At 44.8% G+C, this 20,131-nt stretch carries 17 protein-coding genes; 7 read left to right on the forward strand and 10 right to left on the reverse strand.

Annotation, left to right across the window (positions count from 1 at the left end; genetic code table 11):
- Nucleotides 1-11: 11 nt before the first annotated feature.
- From BM528_RS04115 to BM528_RS04125, 3 genes are all read left to right on the forward strand, one after another.
- On the forward strand, nucleotides 12-1,814 hold the full coding sequence (locus BM528_RS04115) for an Lcl C-terminal domain-containing protein (protein WP_083595196.1): 1,803 nt from the start codon (nucleotides 12-14) through the stop codon (nucleotides 1,812-1,814).
- Nucleotide 1,815: 1 nt separating this feature from the next.
- The gene (locus BM528_RS04120; protein WP_071978788.1) at nucleotides 1,816-2,376 is read left to right on the forward strand and encodes an Lcl C-terminal domain-containing protein; all 561 of its coding nucleotides are present in this window, start codon (nucleotides 1,816-1,818) and stop codon (nucleotides 2,374-2,376) included.
- 174 nt (nucleotides 2,377-2,550) lie between these two features.
- Complete coding sequence (locus tag BM528_RS04125; protein ID WP_083595197.1) at nucleotides 2,551-3,351, forward strand: DUF2884 family protein; 801 nt, start codon at nucleotides 2,551-2,553, stop codon at nucleotides 3,349-3,351.
- A gap of 45 nt (nucleotides 3,352-3,396) precedes the next feature.
- On the opposite strand, the gene hemW is transcribed toward BM528_RS04125, so the two are convergent.
- From hemW to srmB, 3 genes are all read right to left on the reverse strand, one after another.
- Nucleotides 3,397-4,536 carry a radical SAM family heme chaperone HemW gene (hemW, locus tag BM528_RS04130; protein WP_071978789.1) on the reverse strand — a complete coding sequence of 380 codons (1,140 nt, stop codon included), beginning with the start codon at nucleotides 4,534-4,536 and terminating at the stop codon, nucleotides 3,397-3,399.
- A complete protein-coding gene (gene rdgB, locus BM528_RS04135; RefSeq protein WP_071978790.1) occupies nucleotides 4,529-5,131 on the reverse strand; it encodes an RdgB/HAM1 family non-canonical purine NTP pyrophosphatase in 603 nt (200 codons plus the stop codon). Before rdgB ends, hemW begins: the two co-directional genes overlap by 8 nt.
- A 105-nt stretch (nucleotides 5,132-5,236) precedes the next feature.
- Nucleotides 5,237-6,496 carry an ATP-dependent RNA helicase SrmB gene (srmB, locus tag BM528_RS04140; RefSeq protein ID WP_071978791.1) on the reverse strand — a complete coding sequence of 420 codons (1,260 nt, stop codon included), beginning with the start codon at nucleotides 6,494-6,496 and terminating at the stop codon, nucleotides 5,237-5,239.
- 318 nt (nucleotides 6,497-6,814) lie between these two features.
- Between srmB and msrA the strand changes: the two genes are divergently transcribed.
- The gene (gene msrA / locus BM528_RS04145; protein WP_071978792.1) at nucleotides 6,815-7,423 is read left to right on the forward strand and encodes a peptide-methionine (S)-S-oxide reductase MsrA; all 609 of its coding nucleotides are present in this window, start codon (nucleotides 6,815-6,817) and stop codon (nucleotides 7,421-7,423) included.
- 18 nt (nucleotides 7,424-7,441) lie between these two features.
- On the opposite strand, the gene BM528_RS04150 is transcribed toward msrA, so the two are convergent.
- A complete protein-coding gene (locus tag BM528_RS04150; protein WP_071981149.1) occupies nucleotides 7,442-8,596 on the reverse strand; it encodes a CCA tRNA nucleotidyltransferase in 1,155 nt (384 codons plus the stop codon).
- A 144-nt stretch (nucleotides 8,597-8,740) separates the two neighbouring features.
- Here BM528_RS04150 and BM528_RS04155 point away from each other — a divergent pair, with 144 nt between their 5' ends.
- Nucleotides 8,741-9,652: an ExeA family protein gene (locus BM528_RS04155; RefSeq protein ID WP_071978793.1), complete on the forward strand. Its 912-nt coding sequence runs from the start codon at nucleotides 8,741-8,743 to the stop codon at nucleotides 9,650-9,652.
- The gene (locus tag BM528_RS04160) at nucleotides 9,645-10,871 is read left to right on the forward strand and encodes a general secretion pathway protein GspB (protein WP_071978794.1); all 1,227 of its coding nucleotides are present in this window, start codon (nucleotides 9,645-9,647) and stop codon (nucleotides 10,869-10,871) included. Before BM528_RS04155 ends, BM528_RS04160 begins: the two co-directional genes overlap by 8 nt.
- Before the next feature lie 72 nt (nucleotides 10,872-10,943).
- Here the strand turns inward: BM528_RS04160 and BM528_RS04165 are convergent, their stop codons facing one another.
- Nucleotides 10,944-12,158 carry an HD-GYP domain-containing protein gene (locus BM528_RS04165; RefSeq protein WP_071978795.1) on the reverse strand — a complete coding sequence of 405 codons (1,215 nt, stop codon included), beginning with the start codon at nucleotides 12,156-12,158 and terminating at the stop codon, nucleotides 10,944-10,946.
- A gap of 321 nt (nucleotides 12,159-12,479) precedes the next feature.
- Here BM528_RS04165 and nhaC point away from each other — a divergent pair, with 321 nt between their 5' ends.
- On the forward strand, nucleotides 12,480-13,967 hold the full coding sequence (gene nhaC, locus BM528_RS04170) for a Na+/H+ antiporter NhaC (protein WP_071978796.1): 1,488 nt from the start codon (nucleotides 12,480-12,482) through the stop codon (nucleotides 13,965-13,967).
- A 142-nt stretch (nucleotides 13,968-14,109) separates the two neighbouring features.
- Here nhaC and leuD read toward each other — a convergent pair whose 3' ends face one another.
- The 5 genes from leuD to BM528_RS04195 all read right to left on the reverse strand — a co-directional run bounded on the left by leuD (nucleotide 14,110) and on the right by BM528_RS04195 (nucleotide 20,045).
- Complete coding sequence (gene leuD / locus BM528_RS04175; RefSeq protein ID WP_071978797.1) at nucleotides 14,110-14,715, reverse strand: 3-isopropylmalate dehydratase small subunit; 606 nt, start codon at nucleotides 14,713-14,715, stop codon at nucleotides 14,110-14,112.
- Nucleotides 14,716-14,718: 3 nt separating this feature from the next.
- Nucleotides 14,719-16,119 carry a 3-isopropylmalate dehydratase large subunit gene (gene leuC / locus BM528_RS04180; RefSeq protein ID WP_071978798.1) on the reverse strand — a complete coding sequence of 467 codons (1,401 nt, stop codon included), beginning with the start codon at nucleotides 16,117-16,119 and terminating at the stop codon, nucleotides 14,719-14,721.
- A gap of 9 nt (nucleotides 16,120-16,128) precedes the next feature.
- Entirely contained in the window at nucleotides 16,129-17,226 is a 1,098-nt protein-coding gene (gene leuB, locus BM528_RS04185) for a 3-isopropylmalate dehydrogenase (protein ID WP_071978799.1), read from the reverse strand.
- Nucleotides 17,227-18,786 carry a 2-isopropylmalate synthase gene (gene leuA / locus BM528_RS04190; RefSeq protein WP_071978800.1) on the reverse strand — a complete coding sequence of 520 codons (1,560 nt, stop codon included), beginning with the start codon at nucleotides 18,784-18,786 and terminating at the stop codon, nucleotides 17,227-17,229.
- 506 nt (nucleotides 18,787-19,292) lie between these two features.
- On the reverse strand, nucleotides 19,293-20,045 hold the full coding sequence (locus tag BM528_RS04195; protein WP_071978801.1) for a hypothetical protein: 753 nt from the start codon (nucleotides 20,043-20,045) through the stop codon (nucleotides 19,293-19,295).
- Between the last annotated feature and the right edge of the window lie 86 nt (nucleotides 20,046-20,131).

The following is a 20,131-nucleotide window of genomic DNA, read 5'->3' on the forward strand; positions in this document are numbered from 1 at the left end:
TTGGAGTTGATATGCACGTAACGCCTTTTACCTTTTTCAATCGTTTGTCTTCGCGAGCTAGCAGCTCCTCGCAATTTCTCGCCATGTGCACTGCTATTTTTATTTTAAGTGGTTGTGGAGGCGGTGGGGATTCCGATAGTCCTCCAAATAGCACTGGGCTTGCCGTCAATGCAGGCCCCGATGCCACAGTTACAGAGGGCGTAACTTACTCATTAAGCGGCGAAGTAACCGGCGGTGACGGTACTTACACTTATAACTGGTCTTCTTCACCTACTTTGGATATTACGCATGAAGACAACACGGTTTCTACGGCAAGTTTTGTCGCTCCGTCAGTAAGCGAGGACACCAATTACACGCTAACTCTATCTGTGAATGACACGAGCGGTAATACGAGAAGCGACTCTACCATTATTACTGTTGCCCCAGTTAATATAGCTCCAGTGGCGAGTATTTTTGTTCCGCAATGGGAAGGTTTAGCAGAAAACCAATTTCCAGGTGGTGTCGATATTGTGCTTGATGGCTCGGGCAGTAGTGATGCCGACGCTCCATCACAAGGGGATGAAATTGCCAGCTTTAGATGGTCGCAAACCGCGGGAATCAATGTAATCACCGGCGTTGATACTCACTCCTCTACGCTTAGCATTAGCACGCCTGTTGCCAACGATCCTCAAGTAATAGAGTTTCAGCTTGAGGTAACCGATAGCGAAGGCGCAAGCAACACAACGTCAGTCTCACTATCTATTCAATCTGAATCCCAAACCCTGCCTGTAGCCGATGCCGGATTTTCGCAAGGAGTATTCAGCGGTGAAGTCATTATCCTTAATGGGCAGGCAAGCACCAGTATCGCAAGCGACCATACATTAACCTACCAGTGGGAGCGATTTGGCAGCGTACTTTCTTCTGCCGGTAATGCTTCTTTTACCAACGAGGCCTCGTCTTCAAACGCAGATGTAAGCATAAGAGCGGTAGATGATAGCAATGCACTCTCTACTTTTGCTATTGCGCCTTTAGTATCGAGCCCTACAGTACTGACTTATACGCTTACAGTAACCGATGCTAACAACAATAGCGTGGAAGACAGTATATCTGTTCGAGTGCAGCCTATGCCAACAGCCCTTATAAACGACACGGGATTTGTGGATCAGGCCACGAATAATGCAATTACCAAGGTACAGCAAAACGAATTTCCAGGCCAAGATGGTCAGCGAGGGGCCGATATTGTTGGTAAAAATGGTTTGATAGAAAAAGCAGGGCGAGGGCTAGCCGGTTTTGACTTCACGCGCTTGAACGCAAACGGCGATGAGCAGGACGCTGATGCGCAAACATGGTCTTGCGTTAGAGACAACGTAACTGGCCTTGTATGGGAAGTTAAAACAGACGACGGATTATTGCGAGATCAGAATTTTACCTACACATGGTATAGCCAAGACGATAACGGCGGCTTTGAGGGTGATGAAGCCGGTTTGGCAGCATCTTGCACATTGGCAAACTGTAATACAGAAGCTTATGTGGCAGCGGTGAATGCTCAAGGGTTGTGCGGCTTTTTTGACTGGCGAATGCCAACTCATGAGGAGCTTTTCTCTTTGCTGCATTTAGGCTTAAAAGACGTGGTAGCTGTTGATGCAGACTATTTCCCCAACACCGGCGCACTTAGCAACCAGCCTCTGTGGTATTGGACTTCTGTGCCAAGTGCTGACGGGGTAAATAGTGATGATGCGCAGAACGCATGGGCATTAGACTTTGATTCGGGGGTTGATAATTTTTTGAATAAATCAACTGCAGCAAGGGTACGCTTAGTAAGGGCAGGAAGATAATATGGCACTTCATCGAATAACCAATAAAAAAACAGCGGTTGGTGCTGCGCTAGCCACACTATTAACTTCGGCGTTTATTTTTCCTAGTGCTGCAATTGCCCAAGAATGCCTTTCAAGCGGTTTGGAAACCACTCCCAGTGATAGGTTTACCGCGGTGACTACTTCATCTTTACTCGACACTGCGACAGATTTGGTTTGGCGACGCTGCTCGGAAGGACAAACATGGAATGGTTCAACGTGTGATGGCGAAGCGACAAAGTACACCTGGCAACAAGCCCTTCAGCTTGCTCATGAAGCCAGTGATAACGATTTATTAGGTTGGCGGTTGCCGAATGTGAAAGAGCTTGCTTCTATCACCGAGCGAAACTGCGTTAGGCCAGCTGTTAATAGTGGGCTTTTTCCAGAAACTCCCGCCGATGACTTTTGGACATCCACACCTTCTGCAGATGATCCTGATAGAGCTTGGGTTGTGGCGTTCTTTAACGCTAGCCACTCTATTAAAGAGAAAGACCGGTTTATTTATGTCCGTTTGGTAAGAACCTTTACCGGAGAAAATGAGTGAGCATTGGGTTTTAAGACAAACACGCCCTAGTTAATTTGAAAAGAAGCACGTATTCAGCACATATCCTGTTAAGTGCTTTCTTTTTATGAGAGCTAGTTCAAGTTCAACCTGATTTTTAGCACGTTAGACTCAACACGGCTTTTTATTTTTCCTTAAGCTAGCCACAATAGAGGTATGAAATTTTTTCCGCGTTTTCACAAATTTTCAGTCTTGTTCTGCTTGTTAGCGGGGCTGCCTTTTTCTACTCAGGCTGAATACACCTGTAATATCGATTTTGCCTATGGGATCGCAGTAAATAGCGATCAGCTGCGAGTTATGGACAAAACTCGAACGGTTGTGCAAATAAACGAGCAATCTCAACTTTTTATCGGCGGACGCTGGCAAACCCTTGATAAACAGCAAAGAGAGTGGTTAAAAGAATACGCTAGTGGTTTACATTACGTGGTGCCCAAAATGATTGTGCTGGCCACAGAAGGGGTTGACCTGGCTATCGACACCATTGAGCATGTGTATTTAGGTTTGGTGGGAAGCGATCACGATAGCTACGAGCGTTTGAATTCTGCCATGTCTAGGGTTCAAAGCAGAGTACGCGATAAGTTTAGACATGCCAGTAATCATTATTTTATTGGCCCGGGATCCCTTGAAAGCGTTGACGAATTTGTTGATAGCGAAATTGAAGCGCAGCTAGAAGAGGCGATCTCGACGTCTGTAGGCGGTATTTTATCTGCAATCAGTGGAATAAATACCGAAAACGGCGAAGTAAACGAAGATAGAGTGGCTGAAATAACCCGTCAGTTGAATACCGTTGGCGAACGTTTGGATGTTGGCGATAAAGCAACAACCTTGCGTAAAAAAGCCGAGTGGTTTTGCGAAAAGCTCAAGCGTTTAGATGTTGCAGAAGAAAATTTGAGAGCAAGCTTACCCGCTTTTGAACCTTACAATATTATTACGTCTCAAGACGAAGAAAGTAATTAGGACCTCTGTTTCATTTACTCATTTGTTTTATTAAGCCTTGTCGTATTATACAAAGCAAGAAAGTAAGGTGTTTAAGTAGCGACGTCCCATAGATGTTACTTGCCAATGCTGAGACGAAATATCAAGCAGCCCTTTTTGGGCAGCATCTTCGAGCGCGAATTTTACTTCATCAGAAATATCTAGCCCAGTTAGCGCCCTATAGTCGTCAATTGGACAAGGCTCCAGCAAACGAAACCTGTTCATAAAAAATTCGAAGGGAAGGTCGCCTGCTTCCACGGTGTTTTTCTTATCAATGTAGGGTCTGCTCATTTCCATGTAACCCCTAGGGTGTTTTACCTTCACTAACCTTTGAATAGAGCCGGTGTCAACATCCGTTATTTTGCCATGGGCACCGCAGCCAATACCTAAGTAATCACCAAAACGCCAGTAGTTGAGGTTGTGTCTACATTGGTGCCCTTCTTTTGAATAGGCTGATATTTCATACTGCTTGTAGCCGGCGGCCTCTAATACCCTGTGCCCCTGTTCCTGTATTTCCCATAATATGTCATCGTCGGGAAGCTCTGGAGGGCGCGAGTAAAAGGGGGTGTTTGGCTCAATAGTTAATTGGTACCAAGACAAGTGATAAGGATTTAGGTCAATACCCCGATTTAAATCCGACATGGCGTTATCGACGCTTTGCTGAGGTAAGCCGTGCATTAAGTCAAGATTAAAGGTAGGAAGCCCAGCGCTGTGTGCCTGCGCTACCGCATTTACCGCTTGGCTCTCACTATGAATGCGCCCTAATATAGACAAATGTTGAGGCTGAAAACTTTGAATACCAACAGAAATACGGTTAACTCCGGCTTGATAAAAGCCTTCAAATTTTCCAGCTTCAACCGTGCCCGGGTTAGCTTCCATGGTAATTTCGGCATCGCATGCCAAATTAACTCTGCTTTTTATGCCTTCAATAATATCTGCCATGGCTTGTGCCGAGAACAGGCTAGGCGTGCCACCACCGATAAAAACAGTGTCTACAGGTCTATCGCCTACGGCCTTGGCATCTATTGCCAGGTCGTCTAGAAGGTGTGCAACGTATTCTTTTTCCGGTAGGGCCGACTTTAACCCGTGTGAATTAAAATCGCAGTAGGGGCATTTTTGAACACACCACGGAATATGAACATATAAACTAAGAGGAGGATTACGCAAAGGCCGCTCTCATGTTATCAAGCAAGATAGCCAGCGCTTTGCCGCGATGACTGATGCGGTTCTTTTCACTGTTTTCAAGTTCTGCAGCGGTGCGCCCATGAGACGATACATTGAAAATAGGGTCGTAACCAAAACCGCCATTACCTTGTCGAGCCTGCAATATTTCACCTTGCCATTTACCTTGGCTTACTAAGGGAACCGGATCGCCAGCATGTTGCATAAATACTAGCGTGCAGAAAAAGTGCGCCTTTCGGTTTGCTTCGCCGTCTAATGCGGCGAGTAGCTTGTCGATGTTATCACCGTCGCTCGCATTTTCGCCTGCGTAGCGAGACGAATAAATGCCTGGTGCACCACCTAGAGCATCTACCACTAAGCCTGAATCGTCGGCTATTGCCGGTAAACCAGTGACTTCAGCTGCATGGCGAGCTTTAATAATAGCGTTTTCTACAAAGGTAGTGCCTGTTTCAGGGACATCTTCTACGCCAAGTTCCTTTTGCGCCACTACATCAACGCCATAATCAGCGAAAAGCGCAGTGAACTCACGAACCTTTCCTTGGTTACCCGATGCCAACACAATTTTTTGGGGAAATGACATAGTAATTCCTCAGTCGATTTTGTACCAAAGCTCAAGGCTTTTAGACCTTACAAAGCAGAGCGCTTTAAGTGTAATTACTTAATTCAGCGCTCATGAGACCTTCTGCTATGAAGGTTTATCGCTTGATGGTGCTTTCTTCGCTTTTGACTTAGTTTTAGGCTTTGTTTTTCTCTTCGCCTTAGTCTTGCCTGCTACTTTTTTCTTTTTGGCACCAATTTTTGGCGTTTTGTTCTTGGGTCTCAACTCAGATATAACGCGCCCCTTCATTGGCTCATCCATATAGCGAACCACTTTTGGGATCATGGCAAAGTCGTGAGCTTCAACAAGAGAAATTGCAGTCCCTTTCGCGCCAGCTCTACCTGTTCGACCAATTCGGTGTACGTATATATCGGCCTTTCGAGGCATGTCGAAGTTAATCACATGGCTAACATCTGGTACGTCAATTCCCCGCGCCGCAACATCGGTGGCTAGCAAAATAGGTACTTCACCACTTTTAAAGCGTGCCATTGCGGCATTGCGTTTATCTTGAGGCATTTCGCCTTGAAGCCAGCACACGTTGATATCTTTTGATGCAAGAAAGTCTTTCAGCATTTGCAGGCGTTCTCGTGTTTTAACGAAAACCACGGCAGAAGTAACTTGTTCTTTAAGGATATGCACAAGTAGCGCCTGTTTGTGTGCAAGATCATCAGCTAAATGATACCACTGATGTATTTTGTTCTTTTCTTTACGAGAAGGGTTTGCTTCAACTACTTCTGGGTTATTTAAAATGTCTCTAGCGAAAGCTTTAACTCCAGCACCCTCAAGAGTGGCAGAAAATAAGAGGTTTTGTTTACGCCAGCGCGCTTCTGTGGCTATTTGATTGACGACAGATGAAAAGCCCATATCAAGCATACGATCAGCTTCATCAAGAATTAAGCACTCGATATCACGGCAGTCGGCGGTTTCTTTTTCAATATGCTCTAATAAACGGCCAGGTGTAGCAACCAAGATGTCTAAGTTCTGACTGAGGGTTTCTTTATCGGTGCCGTAATTAATGCCGCCGGTAATAACGCCGCACACCAATTGAGTATGTTTGGTGATGCTTTTGGCTTGCTCATAAACCTGCAGTGCGAGTTCCCGTGTTGGCGTAAGTATTAAAATACGGGTTGCGCCAGGCTGTTTTCGGGGGTAATCAAGCAAGAACTGACAGGCGGGTAAAAGAAACGCCGCAGTTTTGCCCGTACCTGTGGGAGCAGAGGCTAAAATGTCTCTCCCGTCCATAGCGTGGGGGATAACCAATTCTTGGATGCTGGTAGGGGTTTCGTACCCCATTTCTGCCACTGCATGGCATAGAGTTTCGTCTAATTCGAGTTCTTCGAAAGTCATAGTAAAAATACGCTCATAATGAATGCGCGTATTGTAGCATTGATGGGTGAAAACGCAGAAAAAAACTCTGCAAGAATTGCGAATAACTAGGCCGCTTTTTAATCGGGCTCTTAATGGTAACGCCTTCGGACGTTTTATTGGCTAATGCAGCTTACTCGACAAGCTTAACCGTAAATTTAAGCAACGAGAAAATAGAAGCTTGAAAACCGCGAATAGAATATGAACGTAATAGCATTAATGAACTCGCACTATGTTATAGCCTCGTAAGTAATGTGCAGTCTTTAAATGGCCTAAATAAAAGAGTAAATAGATAATTTTATGAAAAATATATTAGCGATAGTAATAACCTGTGCAGCACTGCTTACCGTTCCATTCACTATGGCAAAAAACACTGAGCAGGCCATACTAGCTGGCGGATGTTTTTGGTGCATGGAGAAAGATTTTGAAACGCTTGAGGGGGTTACCGATGTAATTTCTGGCTTTACGGGCGGTAAGTTAAAGAACCCAACCTACAATGGTGACCATAAAGGCCACTACGAAGCGGTATTGATAACTTATGATACCAGTGTACTGAGATATCAAGATATTCTCGACCACTACTGGGTGAATATTGACCCATTTGACGACAAAGGGCAGTTTTGTGACAAAGGGCCTAGTTATCGAAGTGCGATTTTCGTTGCCAACGATAAAGAGCGCAAGTTAGCAGAGCAGTCTAAAAAAGCTGTTATGGATATGTTTCCTAATCAAACGGTTGTCACTCCCATTCTAAATACATCTAAGTTTTATCCCATCAAAGGCGATGAAAGCTATCACCAAGATTTTTATAAAAAGAGCCCTATTCGTTACACAACATATCGTTGGGGCTGCGGTCGCGATAGCCGTTTAGAAGATATATGGGGTGACAAAGCAGGGGGAGCTAAAAAATAGAGCGTTTGCCTATGCGCTTTATTGCCTTGTGTGGTTTTCAATGGCGTTGCAAATTGCCACTCGCTTTTCTTGATTCAACGCTTCCTTGATAGCCGCCCCTTTATGCCCTCTGGCAATAATATCTTTAACATTTACATTATTAGCCGCAAAAAGTGCTTGAGATATCAGCGCTTGCCTGTTGGTCCAGTCTATTCCTTTTTCTTGGGCAGACGGTGACATGGCCGCAAGTAACATTGCAAATCGCTCTGGTCGTCGCCATGCATCAGCACCATTAAAAATCGAGAGCAATTCTTCTGCCTCTTGTGTAGCGGCGTCAGTATTTCCAGCTTCGATATTATTGGTAAACAATCGGTTTTTATACTTACAGGCAAGTTCAACAATTTCAGAGACCTGATTTTGTACTTTTAAGCGTTTACACAATGTAGTGGCTTGTTGCTCATCTAGTGGAATACATAGTGAAGTAAATCGAGTAATAAGAGCATTGTCATCTTTTGTTTCTAGCGCTTTAGCCAGTAACGATAATGCTTCGTCAATTAAGTCCGTTAACTCGCAGAACCAGCTATTTAACGCACCGACTTTCACTAAAACTGAAAAATACACTTCGGGTGAGCGCTCTAAAAGACTTCGTTTGGTTTCTTGCCATACTCGCTCTGCGCTGAGCGCTGTTAATTCGCCGCTTTTCGACATTGACGACATTAGCGCCAATGTTTCATCGGCAATATGAAAGCCAAGGTATGCATATCGGGCGGCGAAGCGGGCGCCTCGAAATACCCTAAGGGGGTCTTCACTAAACGCTTCTGATACGTGGCGTAGACATCTTTTTTCTAAATCAACTTTGCCATGGTAGGGGTCTATAATGTGGCCTAAGTTGTCCTGCGCCATGGCGTTAACAGTGAAGTCTCGACGGCGTAGGTCGTCTTCAAGCGTCACGTCTTTGGAGGCGTCGCAGACAAACCCTGTATATCCGGCGCCAGATTTTCTCTCAGTGCGCGCAAGAGCGTACTCTTCGCCTGTTTTTGGGTGCAAAAATACAGGAAAATCTTTTCCTACTTGAGTAAAGCCTTTAGCTAGCATGTCCTCAACAGTGGCCCCAACCACAACATAATCTCGTTCGGTAACGGTCCGTCCTAAAAGTGCGTCTCTTACGGCACCGCCAACCAAATATACTTGCATGTACTTGCGCTCTTCTAAATCAAAGGAAACAGTGGATAGTATACCAATGTTACAAATAAATTTGTTGCTGCACATAATGACGCTTTTACTTACTGCCTTGCTCTGGTAGTTTAATCATCGTTTTTTGATTAATTAGCGAATACCATGTATTTGAATTACTTCGGGTTAAATGACAACCCGTTTTCGATAGCGCCCAACCCCCATTACCTGTACATGAGCCCTCGGCACAAAGAGGCGCTTGCGCACCTAACCTTTGGACTGCGTGAAAGCGGTGGGTTTGTTATGCTTACTGGCGAAGTGGGCACAGGTAAAACAACGGTATCGCGAAAGCTATTACAGCAGCTACCCGACAATACTCAGGTTGCGATGATTTTAAATCCCACGCTGTCAGCGTTAGAGTTGTTGGCAACGGTTTGCGACGAGTTAGGGCTATCGTATTCCTCTGACAAGGCCAGTCTTAAATACTTCACCGACCTTATTTTATCTAAGCTAGCCGAGAACCATCAGTCTGGCATGAATACTGTACTGATGGTAGATGAAGCGCAGCACCTTTTGCCCGAAGTCTTAGAGCAACTTAGACTGCTAACCAACTTAGAGACTAATAGAGAAAAATTACTTAAAGTTGTATTGATTGGTCAGCCGGAATTACAACAACTTCTCAAACGCAATGAGTTGCGTCAGTTAGCGCAGCGTATAACCGCTCGGTATCATTTATTGCCTCTTACCGCACCAGAAGTTAGTTCATATATTGCCCACCGTTTAAGCGTGGCAGATGGTGATATTAGTATATTCAGTAAGGGCACGTTGCGTGCAGTACATCAAATAACTGGAGGGATCCCTCGGGTTATAAATTTGCTGTGCGATAGGGCGCTAACGCTCTCATTTACAAAACAGCACGCTGTGGTTAAAAAGCCCATCTTTCTTGCCGCTGCCGAGCAAATCTTGGGAGAAGATGTTGTAAGCCAGAGGGTACGAGGGCAAAACAGATGGTATCTTGCTTGTGCGTTTGTACTAGCGCTTGTGTGCGGGTATGGCATTGGGAGTTTGTATGTCTAGCATTATTGCCATAGAGAACGTAAAGCCGGGCATGGTAATAATTCAAATTACCAAGCAAAACGGCCCTGTAAAAATTCGTAAGTCGGGGCTGGTCTCAAGCGACGCCATGGTACAAGGTTTGTCTGAAATGGGCGTGCAAGAGGTAGAGATTGACCCAGAGCAGACGGTTGAGGTTGCTACACCTACTCACCATCGAACCCAGACACAGGCATTATTACGCGGACAGCACGACACGTCTGCGCGGTTCGATAAATCATTGAATGATCAATTTAATCGCAGCTTGTTTCTACCTACTGTTGAAAGTCTCCCATCGTCGTTTTCGCTATATGCAAAACAAGCTTTAACCTTCGCTGTGGTCATTGTGGGAGGATTAGCTTTAGGGTTCACTGCTGCAACGAAAAGCTACTGGTGGCCAGCACTGTCGGCATCGTTTTCAGAGCCATCAACATCGCCTGTTGCTAACGTAAATAATGCTCAGAAAAGCGATGATTTGAAAGAGGCATCAGCTAACTCAACTGAAGGAGACAGTGCTTCAAACGGTGCTATTGATAATAGTGGTCAAATGCCCTGGCAGGGCACTGAACGAATTTCAGAGCCAACTACAGATAAAAGCACAGATAAAAGTACATATAACAGCATAGAGCAAGCTTCTGAATCAACTCCTGCGGGAACACAAGTTGCCGCTTCAAATGCTAATAGAAACACCAGTAACCCCAACTCCAGTAATACGACCTCTAGCAATTCTAGCACCCCAGAAGTGAACAATGAGCTTCTCACTCAAGCTCCGTTGCCAGACAATGGCACTAGCAAAGATGTTACTAATGAATATGAAGGCAAGGTATTAAACGAATCAGAAGACTCGGGAAAGATAGAAGTTTCACCCGAACTTATGGCGAGGTTCAACGCAGCTGTTGAAGCGCTAGACGATAAAACATCGAGCGCAAATGCTGAACCTGAAACAAAGGTAAAAGTTCGTGATGACACACTACGCGTAGATCAGTTACCGGTTAGGTTGTTAACTCGCTTACCTACTATGAACTTTAGCGCGCACATGTATGCGTCTAATCCTCGTGATCGCTGGGTAAGAGTAAATGGTCGTCAACTTTCTGAGGGTGACTGGATTGCTGATAAAGTACAAATAATCAATATTGAGGCGCAGCGCGTAGTGCTAGCTTTCGAAGATGAGATATTCACCATGGCAGCGCTAACTGACTGGTAAGGACGCCATAGTAGGGTTTAAATGGGAGCGTTGACTGCATGAAAGGCTAGGGATGCAGTCAACAGGTCTCTCTTAATTTGGGGCTTGATGAATAAATACTTCTTTGAAAAATTTGGGAAGATTAAGACTAAATTCTTCAGGTTTTACGCCCGACACCACTTCATCATCGTAATGGCTTAAATCGATTTTTTTGATTTCGTTGAAATGGTTGCCCTTTAAACTGTAGAACGTCATTACATGCGGGCTTATCGGGTCGGCTGGATTAACCTTGCTTACAATGCCCAATTTACCACTCTTCAGCTTTACTAAAGAGCCCACGGGATGGACCCCGATGCACTTAATAAATTGTTTAACAAGTTCTTGGTCGAGACCGTCAGAGCTTGAAAGGCGTTTTAGCGCCTGAATTGGCGTTAGACTGGGCTGAGCATTGTTGTTTGATGTCATTTCATCGTAGTTATCGATAATAGCAGCAATGCGGGCGAACTCCGTTATTTCATCTCCTCTTAGACCTCTTGGGTAGCCGCTGCCGTCTATACGTTCTTGGTGCTGTTCGATAATCTGCAATGATAAATCTGAGATGTCTCCGCATTGTTCAACTAACGATGTGCCTATTTCAACGTGGGTTTTTAACACGGCAAAATCGTCGTCTGATAACGGAAGTTGGGCATTTCGCACATCGGCTGGTATTGAAGACATACCAATATCCATGAGCAGAGCACCTAAGCTTGCTTGTTCGATAGTGTCTCTATTGTAGCCAAGAAACTTGCAGAAAATACCGGTGAGTATTGAGCAGTTAATAGAGTGCTCTAGTAAATAGTTGTCAGCATCTTTTATAAGAGTTAGGCAGCTAAGTGCATCGCCGTTATCAAATACGCTTTCAATAAGACTGTGAGATAAGGACGACATTGGCGACAAGTCTGTTACTGCACCTTTATTTAGCGCAGTTATAAACTTGCTTTGAATAGAAAGCGCATTTTCGTACAGTTCGCTCGCTTCACTGATGGAGTCTTTGCCAACAGGTTTGGGCTTTGACGCGCTTACGCTTTCTGAAGTCTCAGCTTGCTCGACTGTATTAGCGTTTATATCGCCGGCACTATTATCATTGAAGTGTTTTGACTTTGTTAAGTCGACCTCCAGCAATAAAATACCCTTGTTTTTCAATGTTTGTATGATGCTTTGCGATTTTACAACGCCTTTAGAGCGTATTTGCAAGTTACCAGACTGCTCGAGAACTTGAGTCACATACATTCCTGGCTTCAGTTCATCGATAGGCACTTGTTCTAGCATTTGTTTTTCCATTTACTGCAATTTTTGAATTCGATAGTTTCAAGCGTAGTTAAAGTAGCATAGGGTGCTTTGATTTAATATGCCAAATAATACTTCATGTATTTGAATGTTTTCTTGTGTCATTCATATCTAAATAGCGAGTTTGGCACTTTTGGTATTTTTGCAATGAGGCTTTGCAAATTTGTAGCTACTTGTTCATATGCATGTTCCCGATCTGTTCTGTAAAACCTGACGTAGCAAATAGACTAAAGTTTAAAGTGGTTAGCTTTTTTGTAAGGGGTGATTTTAGTACGCCCTTGATTCAACATTTAAGGAATTAGCATGAAAGATGAACAACAGGTTACGCCTGGTTTATTACTAGCACTAACGCCCGTTGTACTAACACTTTTCATTTTGGGAACTCAGATATTTTATTTTGGGGTTTTTGAGCCTCATATCCCGCTTGCTATAGGGTTGGCTTTGGCTAGCTTTGTTGGTATTTATCTCGGCCTTAGCTGGAAGGATATACGCGCGGGCATTTTCAAAGTTATTCACGTGGCACTGCCTTCGGTCAGTGTACTTATTACCGTGGGTATGATTATTGGTATTTGGATTGCCAGCGGAACGGTTCCAACCATTATCTACTATGGCTTAAAAACACTTTCTCCCGAGATTTTCTTGGCAGCGGATATGATCATATGTGCGGTTGTATCGGTGTCTTTAGGAACGAGTTGGGGGAGTGTGGGCACTGTTGGGTTAGCGCTAATGGGTATAGGCGAGGGCTTTGACATACCTATGTATTGGACAGCTGGTGCCGTGGTATCTGGTGCGTTTTTTGGGGACAAAGTGTCGCCTCTTTCCGATACAACTAATCTCGCCCCTGCGGTTACCGGCACTGATGTGTTCTCCCACATTAAAAATATGATGGCCACCACTATCCCTGCGATGGTTATAGCTCTTCTTATTTATATTGCCGTTGGTTTTTTTGTGATCGATGCTCAAAGTGTGTCTTTTGAAAAAATTGAAGGCATAACTAACGCACTGGAAGATAACTTTTATATATCTGCATGGGCATTGCTGCCTGCTTTGGTGGTAATGGGCTTAGCATTAAAGAAATTTCCGCCGCTGCCTTCTTTGTTTGCAGGGGTTGTAGTAGGTGCCGCTTTTGCCATGATTACTCAAGGTGAAAGCTTACAAGCTGTTTTTGATTATGCGAACAACGGATATTCAATTCAAACAAACATTAGCGAAATAGATAGTTTGCTGAATCGCGGCGGTATACAGTCGATGATGTGGACAATTTCATTGGTGCTTATTGCACTAGGGTTTGGAGGGGCGTTAGAGACGACAGGCTGTTTGAGAAGCATTATTAATGCGATAAAAAGTAAAGCAAAAACGTTCGCAGGTACTCAAGTTGCAGCGGTAGGAACTGCGTTTGCAACTAATCTCGTTGCCGGCGACCCCTATTTGTCTGTTGCTCTACCAGGACGTATGTATTCTCCTGTTTATCGCGGCATGGGGTATTCAACGCTTAATCTTTCCCGAGGCATTGAGGAGGGCGGAACACTTATGTCGCCAATGATCCCTTGGAACGCTGGTGGTGCTTTTGTTATCTCGGCGCTAGGGCTTGGAATTTCTGGCGATAATTTGCAGAACCTATTGTACATACCGCTGGCTTTCGCATGCTGGACAGCGCCGCTTATTGGAATATTTTACGCTTACGTTGGCTGGTTCTCGCCTAAAGCAACTGACGAAGAGCGAAAAGAGTGGGAGTCATCAGGTGCTGATATTGCCAAATTCAACGATGACGGCACACCAGTGACAAGTTAGGACGGATCAGTCACCATAAAAAAGCGAGCGTAATAAAATTACGCTCGCTTTTCTTTTATCAGTTTGTTGCTATCAGTTTGTTGCGTCTAAGGCCAAGCTGGCCAGTTTAGTCTTCAGCAACAGTGCAGGTAATGCTAAACGCCTATAACCAACTAGGTTGCTTTGCCTCGAATGCATCGATGGCATCAGCTAATTCTAGTGTTTGACCTATGGCATCAAGACCTTTTATTAGGTTAGTTTTGTGGTGAGGGGCAATATCGAAGCTAAATGATACATCGCCAAAACTAACGGTTTGTGCAGGTAAATCGACAGTAATGGTAATAGCAGCATCAGCTTTTACCGCATCGAATAGCGCATCCATTTGTTCGCTCGTTAAAGCGACTGGAACCAACTGGTTGTTGATGCAGTTACCATAAAAAATGTCAGCGAAGCTTGTTGCGATTACAGCTTTGAAGCCAAAATCTGCAAGCGCCCACGGGGCATGCTCTCTACTAGAGCCGCAACCAAAGTTTTCCCTAGCGAGTAAAATGCTAGCGCCTTTATGTTCAGGCTTATTCAGTGAGAAGTCTGGATTAGGCTCTTGCTCTTTTAAATCCAAATAGCGCCAATCGTGAAAAAGGTGCTTGCCGTAGCCTATACGGGTGACACCCGTAAGAAACTGCTTAGGAATAATTTGGTCTGTGTCCACATTGGCTTGGTCTAACGGTGCTGCAATGCCCGTGTGGTGTGTAAAACCTTGCTCTAACATGTATTACTCCTGATAGTCTCTAACATCGGCGAAGTGGCCGTTAATCGCTGCGGCCGCAGCCATTGCGGGGCTCACTAAATGAGTGCGTGCACCACGACCTTGGCGTCCTTCAAAGTTTCTGTTGCTGGTTGATGCACAGCGATCGCCAGAAACAAGTTTGTCATCGTTCATACCTAAACACATTGAACAGCCAGGTAAGCGCCACTCAAAGCCAGCCTCTTCGAAAATCTTATCTAAACCCTCAGCTTCAGCTTGGCGTTTTACTGCCCCAGAACCCGGCACCACAATAGCGGTAACTGATGATGATACTTTGCCTTTTTTGGCAACGTGAGCAGCAGCTCGCAAGTCTTCTATACGGCCATTGGTACACGAGCCAATGAAAACATGATTCACTGCTACGTCAGCTAGTTTTTCGCCAGCTTTTAAGCCCATGTAGCTCAGCGCTTTTTTCGCGCTCTCTATTTCAATTGGGTCGGTAAAGTCTTCAGGTGCAGGAACAGGCGTATTAACCCCAATTACTTGGCCTGGGTTGGTTCCCCATGTAACCTGTGGTGCTATATCGGCAGCTTCTAATTCAACAAAAGTGTCGAAGCTTGCGCCTTCTTCGGTATATAAGGTTTTCCAATAGGCTAGGGCATCATCCCATGCTTGGTCTTTCGGCGCATATTCACGATCTTTTAGGTAATTAAAAGTAATGTCATCTGGCGCAATTAAACCTGCTTTTGCACCCGCTTCAATACTCATATTACACACGGTCATACGCTCTTCCATTGTAAGACTGCGTATAGCTTCACCAGCGTATTCAATGACATGCCCTGTTGCGCCGGCATGGCCAATTTTGCCAATGATGGCAAGAATAATATCTTTCGCCGTAATTCCCACAGGAAGCTTGCCATTTACATTAATAAGCATGCTTTTTGCGCGGCTTTGTTTGAGGGTTTGCGTTGCTAAAACATGCTCTACTTGAGATGTGCCAATTCCAAAAGCAAGAGCGCCAAAAGCTCCGTGTGTAGCGGTATGAGAGTCTCCGCATACTACCGTCATTCCAGGCTGAATGAGACCTAACTCCGGCCCCATTACATGCACAATACCCTGCTTTTGATGGCCGACAGGGTAAAGCTGAATTCCGTGCTCTTCACAGTTTTTTGCAAGAGTGTGAAGTTGTAGCGCGTTATCTGGGCCGCAGGCATCAATCGCAAGTGAACGGGTTGAAATGCTGTGATCCATAGTACCAACAGTCTTTTCTGGGCGTCGCACTTTACGGCCTTTTTCGTTAAGTCCAGCAAAAGCTTGCGGAGAAGTTACTTCGTGAATTAGGTGACGATCGATATAAATTAGGCTGTCATCGCCTAGTTGGTCAACAATATGTGCTTGCCATACTTTGTCATATAAGGTCTTGGCCATGTGGAATTTCTACTCCTGCGCCATTAATTGTTTAACAATTTCATCGCCTACTTGCGATGTACTTGAAGCTTGTTCTCTTTTATCTTCAGGCAGTAACTCGCCGGTAAGTACGCCTTTTTCAAGAGTCGCTACCACTGCTTTTTCTATTGCATCTGCGGCGTCATTTAGGTTCATGCTGAACCGCAACATCATAGCTGCTGATAAAATTTGAGCGATGGGATTTGCAATACCTTGTCCCGCGATATCTGGCGCTGAACCGCCTGCAGGCTCGTATAAGCCAAATCCTTCTTCATTCATGCTAGCTGAAGGTAAAAGCCCCATAGAGCCGGTCATCATTGCGCACTCATCAGATACGATGTCGCCAAACAAGTTTGAACACAGCATGACGTCAAATTGCGCGGGGTTCTTCATTATTTGCATGGTCGCATTGTCGATGTAGATATGATCTAGCTCTACATCCGGAAAGTCTTTTGCTACTTCTTCTGCTACTTCTCGCCACAATCTACTGGTAACCAGTACATTGGCTTTATCCACTGAGGTCACTTTTCCGCGGCGCTTTTGCGCTGCTTCAAACGCTGCCACTGCGATGCGGCGAATTTCTCGTTTGCTGTAGCGCATGGTGTCGTAGGCAAACTCTTCTTCGCCTTCACCTTCGCGACCTTTGGGTTGGCCAAAATATATTCCGCTAGTAAGTTCACGCACTACCAATACGTCTACGCCAGACTTAGCGATGTCTTCACGAAGTGGAGATAAACCTTCAAGGCCAGGATAGATACGGGCAGGTCGCAGGTTACTGAATAAATCGAAGCGGCTTCTTAAAGTAAGCAGCGCGGCGCGTTCAGGACGCTGTTCAAGTGGCAGTGTGTCCCACTTAGGCCCGCCTATACTGCCAAACAAAATCGCGTCTGCTTGTTCACAACCTAGTAGCGTTTTCGCTGGAAGCGCTTCGCCTTCGGTATCGATAGCATAACCACCCACGGGAAACTCAGTGCGCTTCAATGTAATGCTAAACTTCTTTTCTACAGCATCTAAGACCTTGTTGGCCTCTTGCATAACTTCTGGACCGATACCGTCACCGGCTAATACGGCAATTGAAAACTGGCTCATTTATTCTCCTACAACGCGTTCTTGTTGATTCTTTTGCTGATCAATCTGGTCGGCCAGATAAGTATTGTTCAGTACGAATATCAATGCTTTTACACCGGCTTCTACGATATCTGTGGCTAAGCCGATACCGTGGAACCGACGCTCTTTATATGTGGCAATAACACTGACTTGCGCTAATGCATCTGCACCTTCGCCCTTCGAGTCTAGTTTAAAGTCGACAATTTCTAAGTCTTCATGACCCAAAATAGAGATTATGGCTTTAAATGCTGCATCTACTGGTCCATTACCTGTACATGCTTGCGTAATCTCTTGCTCACCTACTTTCATCTTTACGGTAGCACTAGGGATAATTTCTCTACCTGAATTAGCTTGAAGGTAAAGAAGCTGATAGTGCGCTTGGTCGTGCTTTTGTTTATCGAAAAACAACAGTGCCTCAAGGTCATAGTCATAGACCTGTCCTTTCTTATCAGCCAGTTTCAAAAATGCGTCGTAAACGGCCTCTAAATCAAACTCTTCAGGCTTGTAACCTAACTCGGTTAGCCTGTGTTTTATTACATGGCGACCCGAACGAGAGGTTAGGTTAAGGTTGTTCTTGTTAATACCGACACTCTCAGGTGTCATAATTTCATAGGTATTTTGCGCTTTTAAGACACCGTCTTGATGTATGCCTGACGAGTGACTAAAGGCGTTGGCCCCAACAATAGCCTTGTTAGATTGAACTGGCATATTGCATAACTGGCTGACGAGTTTCGAGGTACGTGAGATTTCTGTTGAGTTAATATTGGTATCAATACCAAGCAAGCCTTTTCGGGTTTGCAAGATCATTGCAATCTCTTCAAGCGATGCGTTACCCGCACGCTCACCAATACCATTAATAGTGCACTCCACCTGACGAGCACCTTGCTCTACTGCGGCGAGAGAATTAGCAACAGCTAGGCCCAAATCGTTATGGCAATGCACAGAGATAATGGCTTTATCGATATTAGGAACTCGATTAAACAGCTGCTGAATAATACCGCCGAACTCAGTGGGCGTTGTGTAGCCAACAGTATCAGGAATATTTACCGTGGTGGCGCCGGCTGTAATAGCGGCTTCTACCATACGGCACAGGTAGTCGATATGCGTTCTGCCAGCGTCTTCACATGAAAACTCGACGTCATCGGTGTATTTACGGGCATGCTTTACCGCAGCTACGGCCATGTCTACCACATCATCATGAGACTTGCGTAATTTCGCACCAACGTGTATTTCCGATGTGGCAATAAAGGTATGTATTCTAAACTGTTCAGCTACGCTAAGGGCTTGGCCGCATGCATCGATATCACCGGGAAGGGCGCGGGATAGGCCGCAAATTACTGAGTTTTTGATCTCTTTCGCAATCATTTGTACTGATTGGAAATCGCCAGGTGAAGACACAGGAAAACCTGCTTCTATGATGTCTACGCCCAATCGCTCGAGCGCCAGCGCAATCTGTAACTTCTCTTTGGCACTTAGACTTGCTGGCAAGGCCTGCTCACCGTCTCGCAATGTGGTATCAAAGATTTTCACTTGATTTGTCATGACGCTCTCTCAATAGAATAGTTAAAAAAAAACCCGTGCTGTGCACGGGTTTTGTGTGATTAATCGCTGGTCGCAATCTACCCGTGCAGTCTAGCTGCCATCAGGAGTAGTGTAAGAAGAAAACGGATACGCATTTTTCAGTTATCTTTGCAGACCAAAATTTATAGCGCCAATTTAACCATGTGAGCCTTAAACGTCAACCATTGTTTACCATAATGATTATATTTTTATGAAATAGTTGATCTTGATGCCTATATTAGGATGCCTGTCCTAATTAGTGGTGGGGACTCTCTGGTTTCATGTCTTAAACGCCTGTTTGAATGCTGCTAATGCAGATAAGGAGTCTGACTTTTGACATGGTTAGTATGTTTGTACTCTTTTTGACTAGTATGAGGAAGTTGCTAAATGGATTAATAATTATTATTTTTGAATTTTTATTCATATTTTTGTTCGTGGGCGCATTGCTACTGTCGCTTAGGTAGAAAGAAGCGGCGTCGACAAGTCCTTTATTTTAATAAGGTAAAGTTCTTCCAGTTTATTTGAGTAGACAGCCGCATCTCTCTAATAGACAGTGCACGAGGTGATACTCGAGATTTGAAGTTCCAAGCATGACCTGAGCAGGCGCTCGCCATGATAGTTTTCGTTGGTTTAAGAAGAACTTTACTATCAAAAGAGCCGTGGTTTTCAAGTCCCTTTTGTTGTGACTCTCTATAGGAGTCTTCATCGTGAGGGCTCGCCTGCTTCTCGCTTTGATCAGCTTCCTGACTGTTTCCCCGATTGATTCCATCAACTGTAAACCAACCGTGTTTATTCAAATGAACGACATCATCTACCAACATCGTTTTGTCGATAGCGTCTAATTCAAGGTGAATACCTTCGATGGTTTTTATCAATACAGGAACAATTAATCCATAATCTGCGTGTTTTCTAAACCACTGAGCAGTTGCGTCGGTGTCTTGAGGTAAACGAGGTGCTGCTTTAGGCTGCTTGGCATACCAGCTTCCGTTGTATGTGTCGGTAGATAGAGGCGTTGGGTTAGTGACAAAATATCGAGCGACGCTTCTAATGTGATGAGGTAATCCGCCGATTCGGCGTTTAAGAATAGACGCATTAGTGATCCCGCTGTGTGCAATAAACAAAAGCTCCCTTTCGTACAGCGCCGTACACACTTCAGAAAACTGTGCGTGATTTCCACCCAGTTCGCCTAAGTCGTTAAAAAAACCTGATTGTGTTTTTGGCGGATGACTGTTTGTGCTCACGTTAACATCGCGTTTTGACTGTCTCTGCACTAACCGTATCAAGAATATGAGAAGCTAGCCACTTCTAGAAACAAGAATTAGTCTTT

It is taken from the genome of Alteromonas sp. RW2A1, from assembly GCF_001886475.1.
Lineage (GTDB): Bacteria > Pseudomonadota > Gammaproteobacteria > Enterobacterales > Alteromonadaceae > Alteromonas > Alteromonas hispanica.

Bases quoted from the DNA above. Each gene is read 5' to 3' on its own strand.
- leuD (WP_071978797.1), bottom strand. From the start codon at position 14,715: ATGTTAGAGCAAGGTTTTACACACCACACGGGCATTGCAGCACCGTTA.
- leuA (WP_071978800.1), bottom strand. From the start codon at position 18,786: ATGACAAATCAAGTGAAAATCTTTGATACCACATTGCGAGACGGTGAG.
- srmB (WP_071978791.1), bottom strand. From the start codon at position 6,496: ATGACTTTCGAAGAACTCGAATTAGACGAAACTCTATGCCATGCAGTG.
- leuC (WP_071978798.1), bottom strand. From the start codon at position 16,119: ATGGCCAAGACCTTATATGACAAAGTATGGCAAGCACATATTGTTGAC.
- msrA (WP_071978792.1), top strand. From the start codon at position 6,815: ATGAAAAATATATTAGCGATAGTAATAACCTGTGCAGCACTGCTTACC.
- rdgB (WP_071978790.1), bottom strand. From the start codon at position 5,131: ATGTCATTTCCCCAAAAAATTGTGTTGGCATCGGGTAACCAAGGAAAG.
- BM528_RS04160 (WP_071978794.1), top strand. From the start codon at position 9,645: ATGTCTAGCATTATTGCCATAGAGAACGTAAAGCCGGGCATGGTAATA.
- BM528_RS04120 (WP_071978788.1), top strand. From the start codon at position 1,816: ATGGCACTTCATCGAATAACCAATAAAAAAACAGCGGTTGGTGCTGCG.
- leuB (WP_071978799.1), bottom strand. From the start codon at position 17,226: ATGAGCCAGTTTTCAATTGCCGTATTAGCCGGTGACGGTATCGGTCCA.
- BM528_RS04115 (WP_083595196.1), top strand. From the start codon at position 12: ATGCACGTAACGCCTTTTACCTTTTTCAATCGTTTGTCTTCGCGAGCT.
- BM528_RS04150 (WP_071981149.1), bottom strand. From the start codon at position 8,596: ATGCAAGTATATTTGGTTGGCGGTGCCGTAAGAGACGCACTTTTAGGA.
- BM528_RS04165 (WP_071978795.1), bottom strand. From the start codon at position 12,158: ATGCTAGAACAAGTGCCTATCGATGAACTGAAGCCAGGAATGTATGTG.
- BM528_RS04155 (WP_071978793.1), top strand. From the start codon at position 8,741: ATGTATTTGAATTACTTCGGGTTAAATGACAACCCGTTTTCGATAGCG.
- BM528_RS04125 (WP_083595197.1), top strand. From the start codon at position 2,551: ATGAAATTTTTTCCGCGTTTTCACAAATTTTCAGTCTTGTTCTGCTTG.
- nhaC (WP_071978796.1), top strand. From the start codon at position 12,480: ATGAAAGATGAACAACAGGTTACGCCTGGTTTATTACTAGCACTAACG.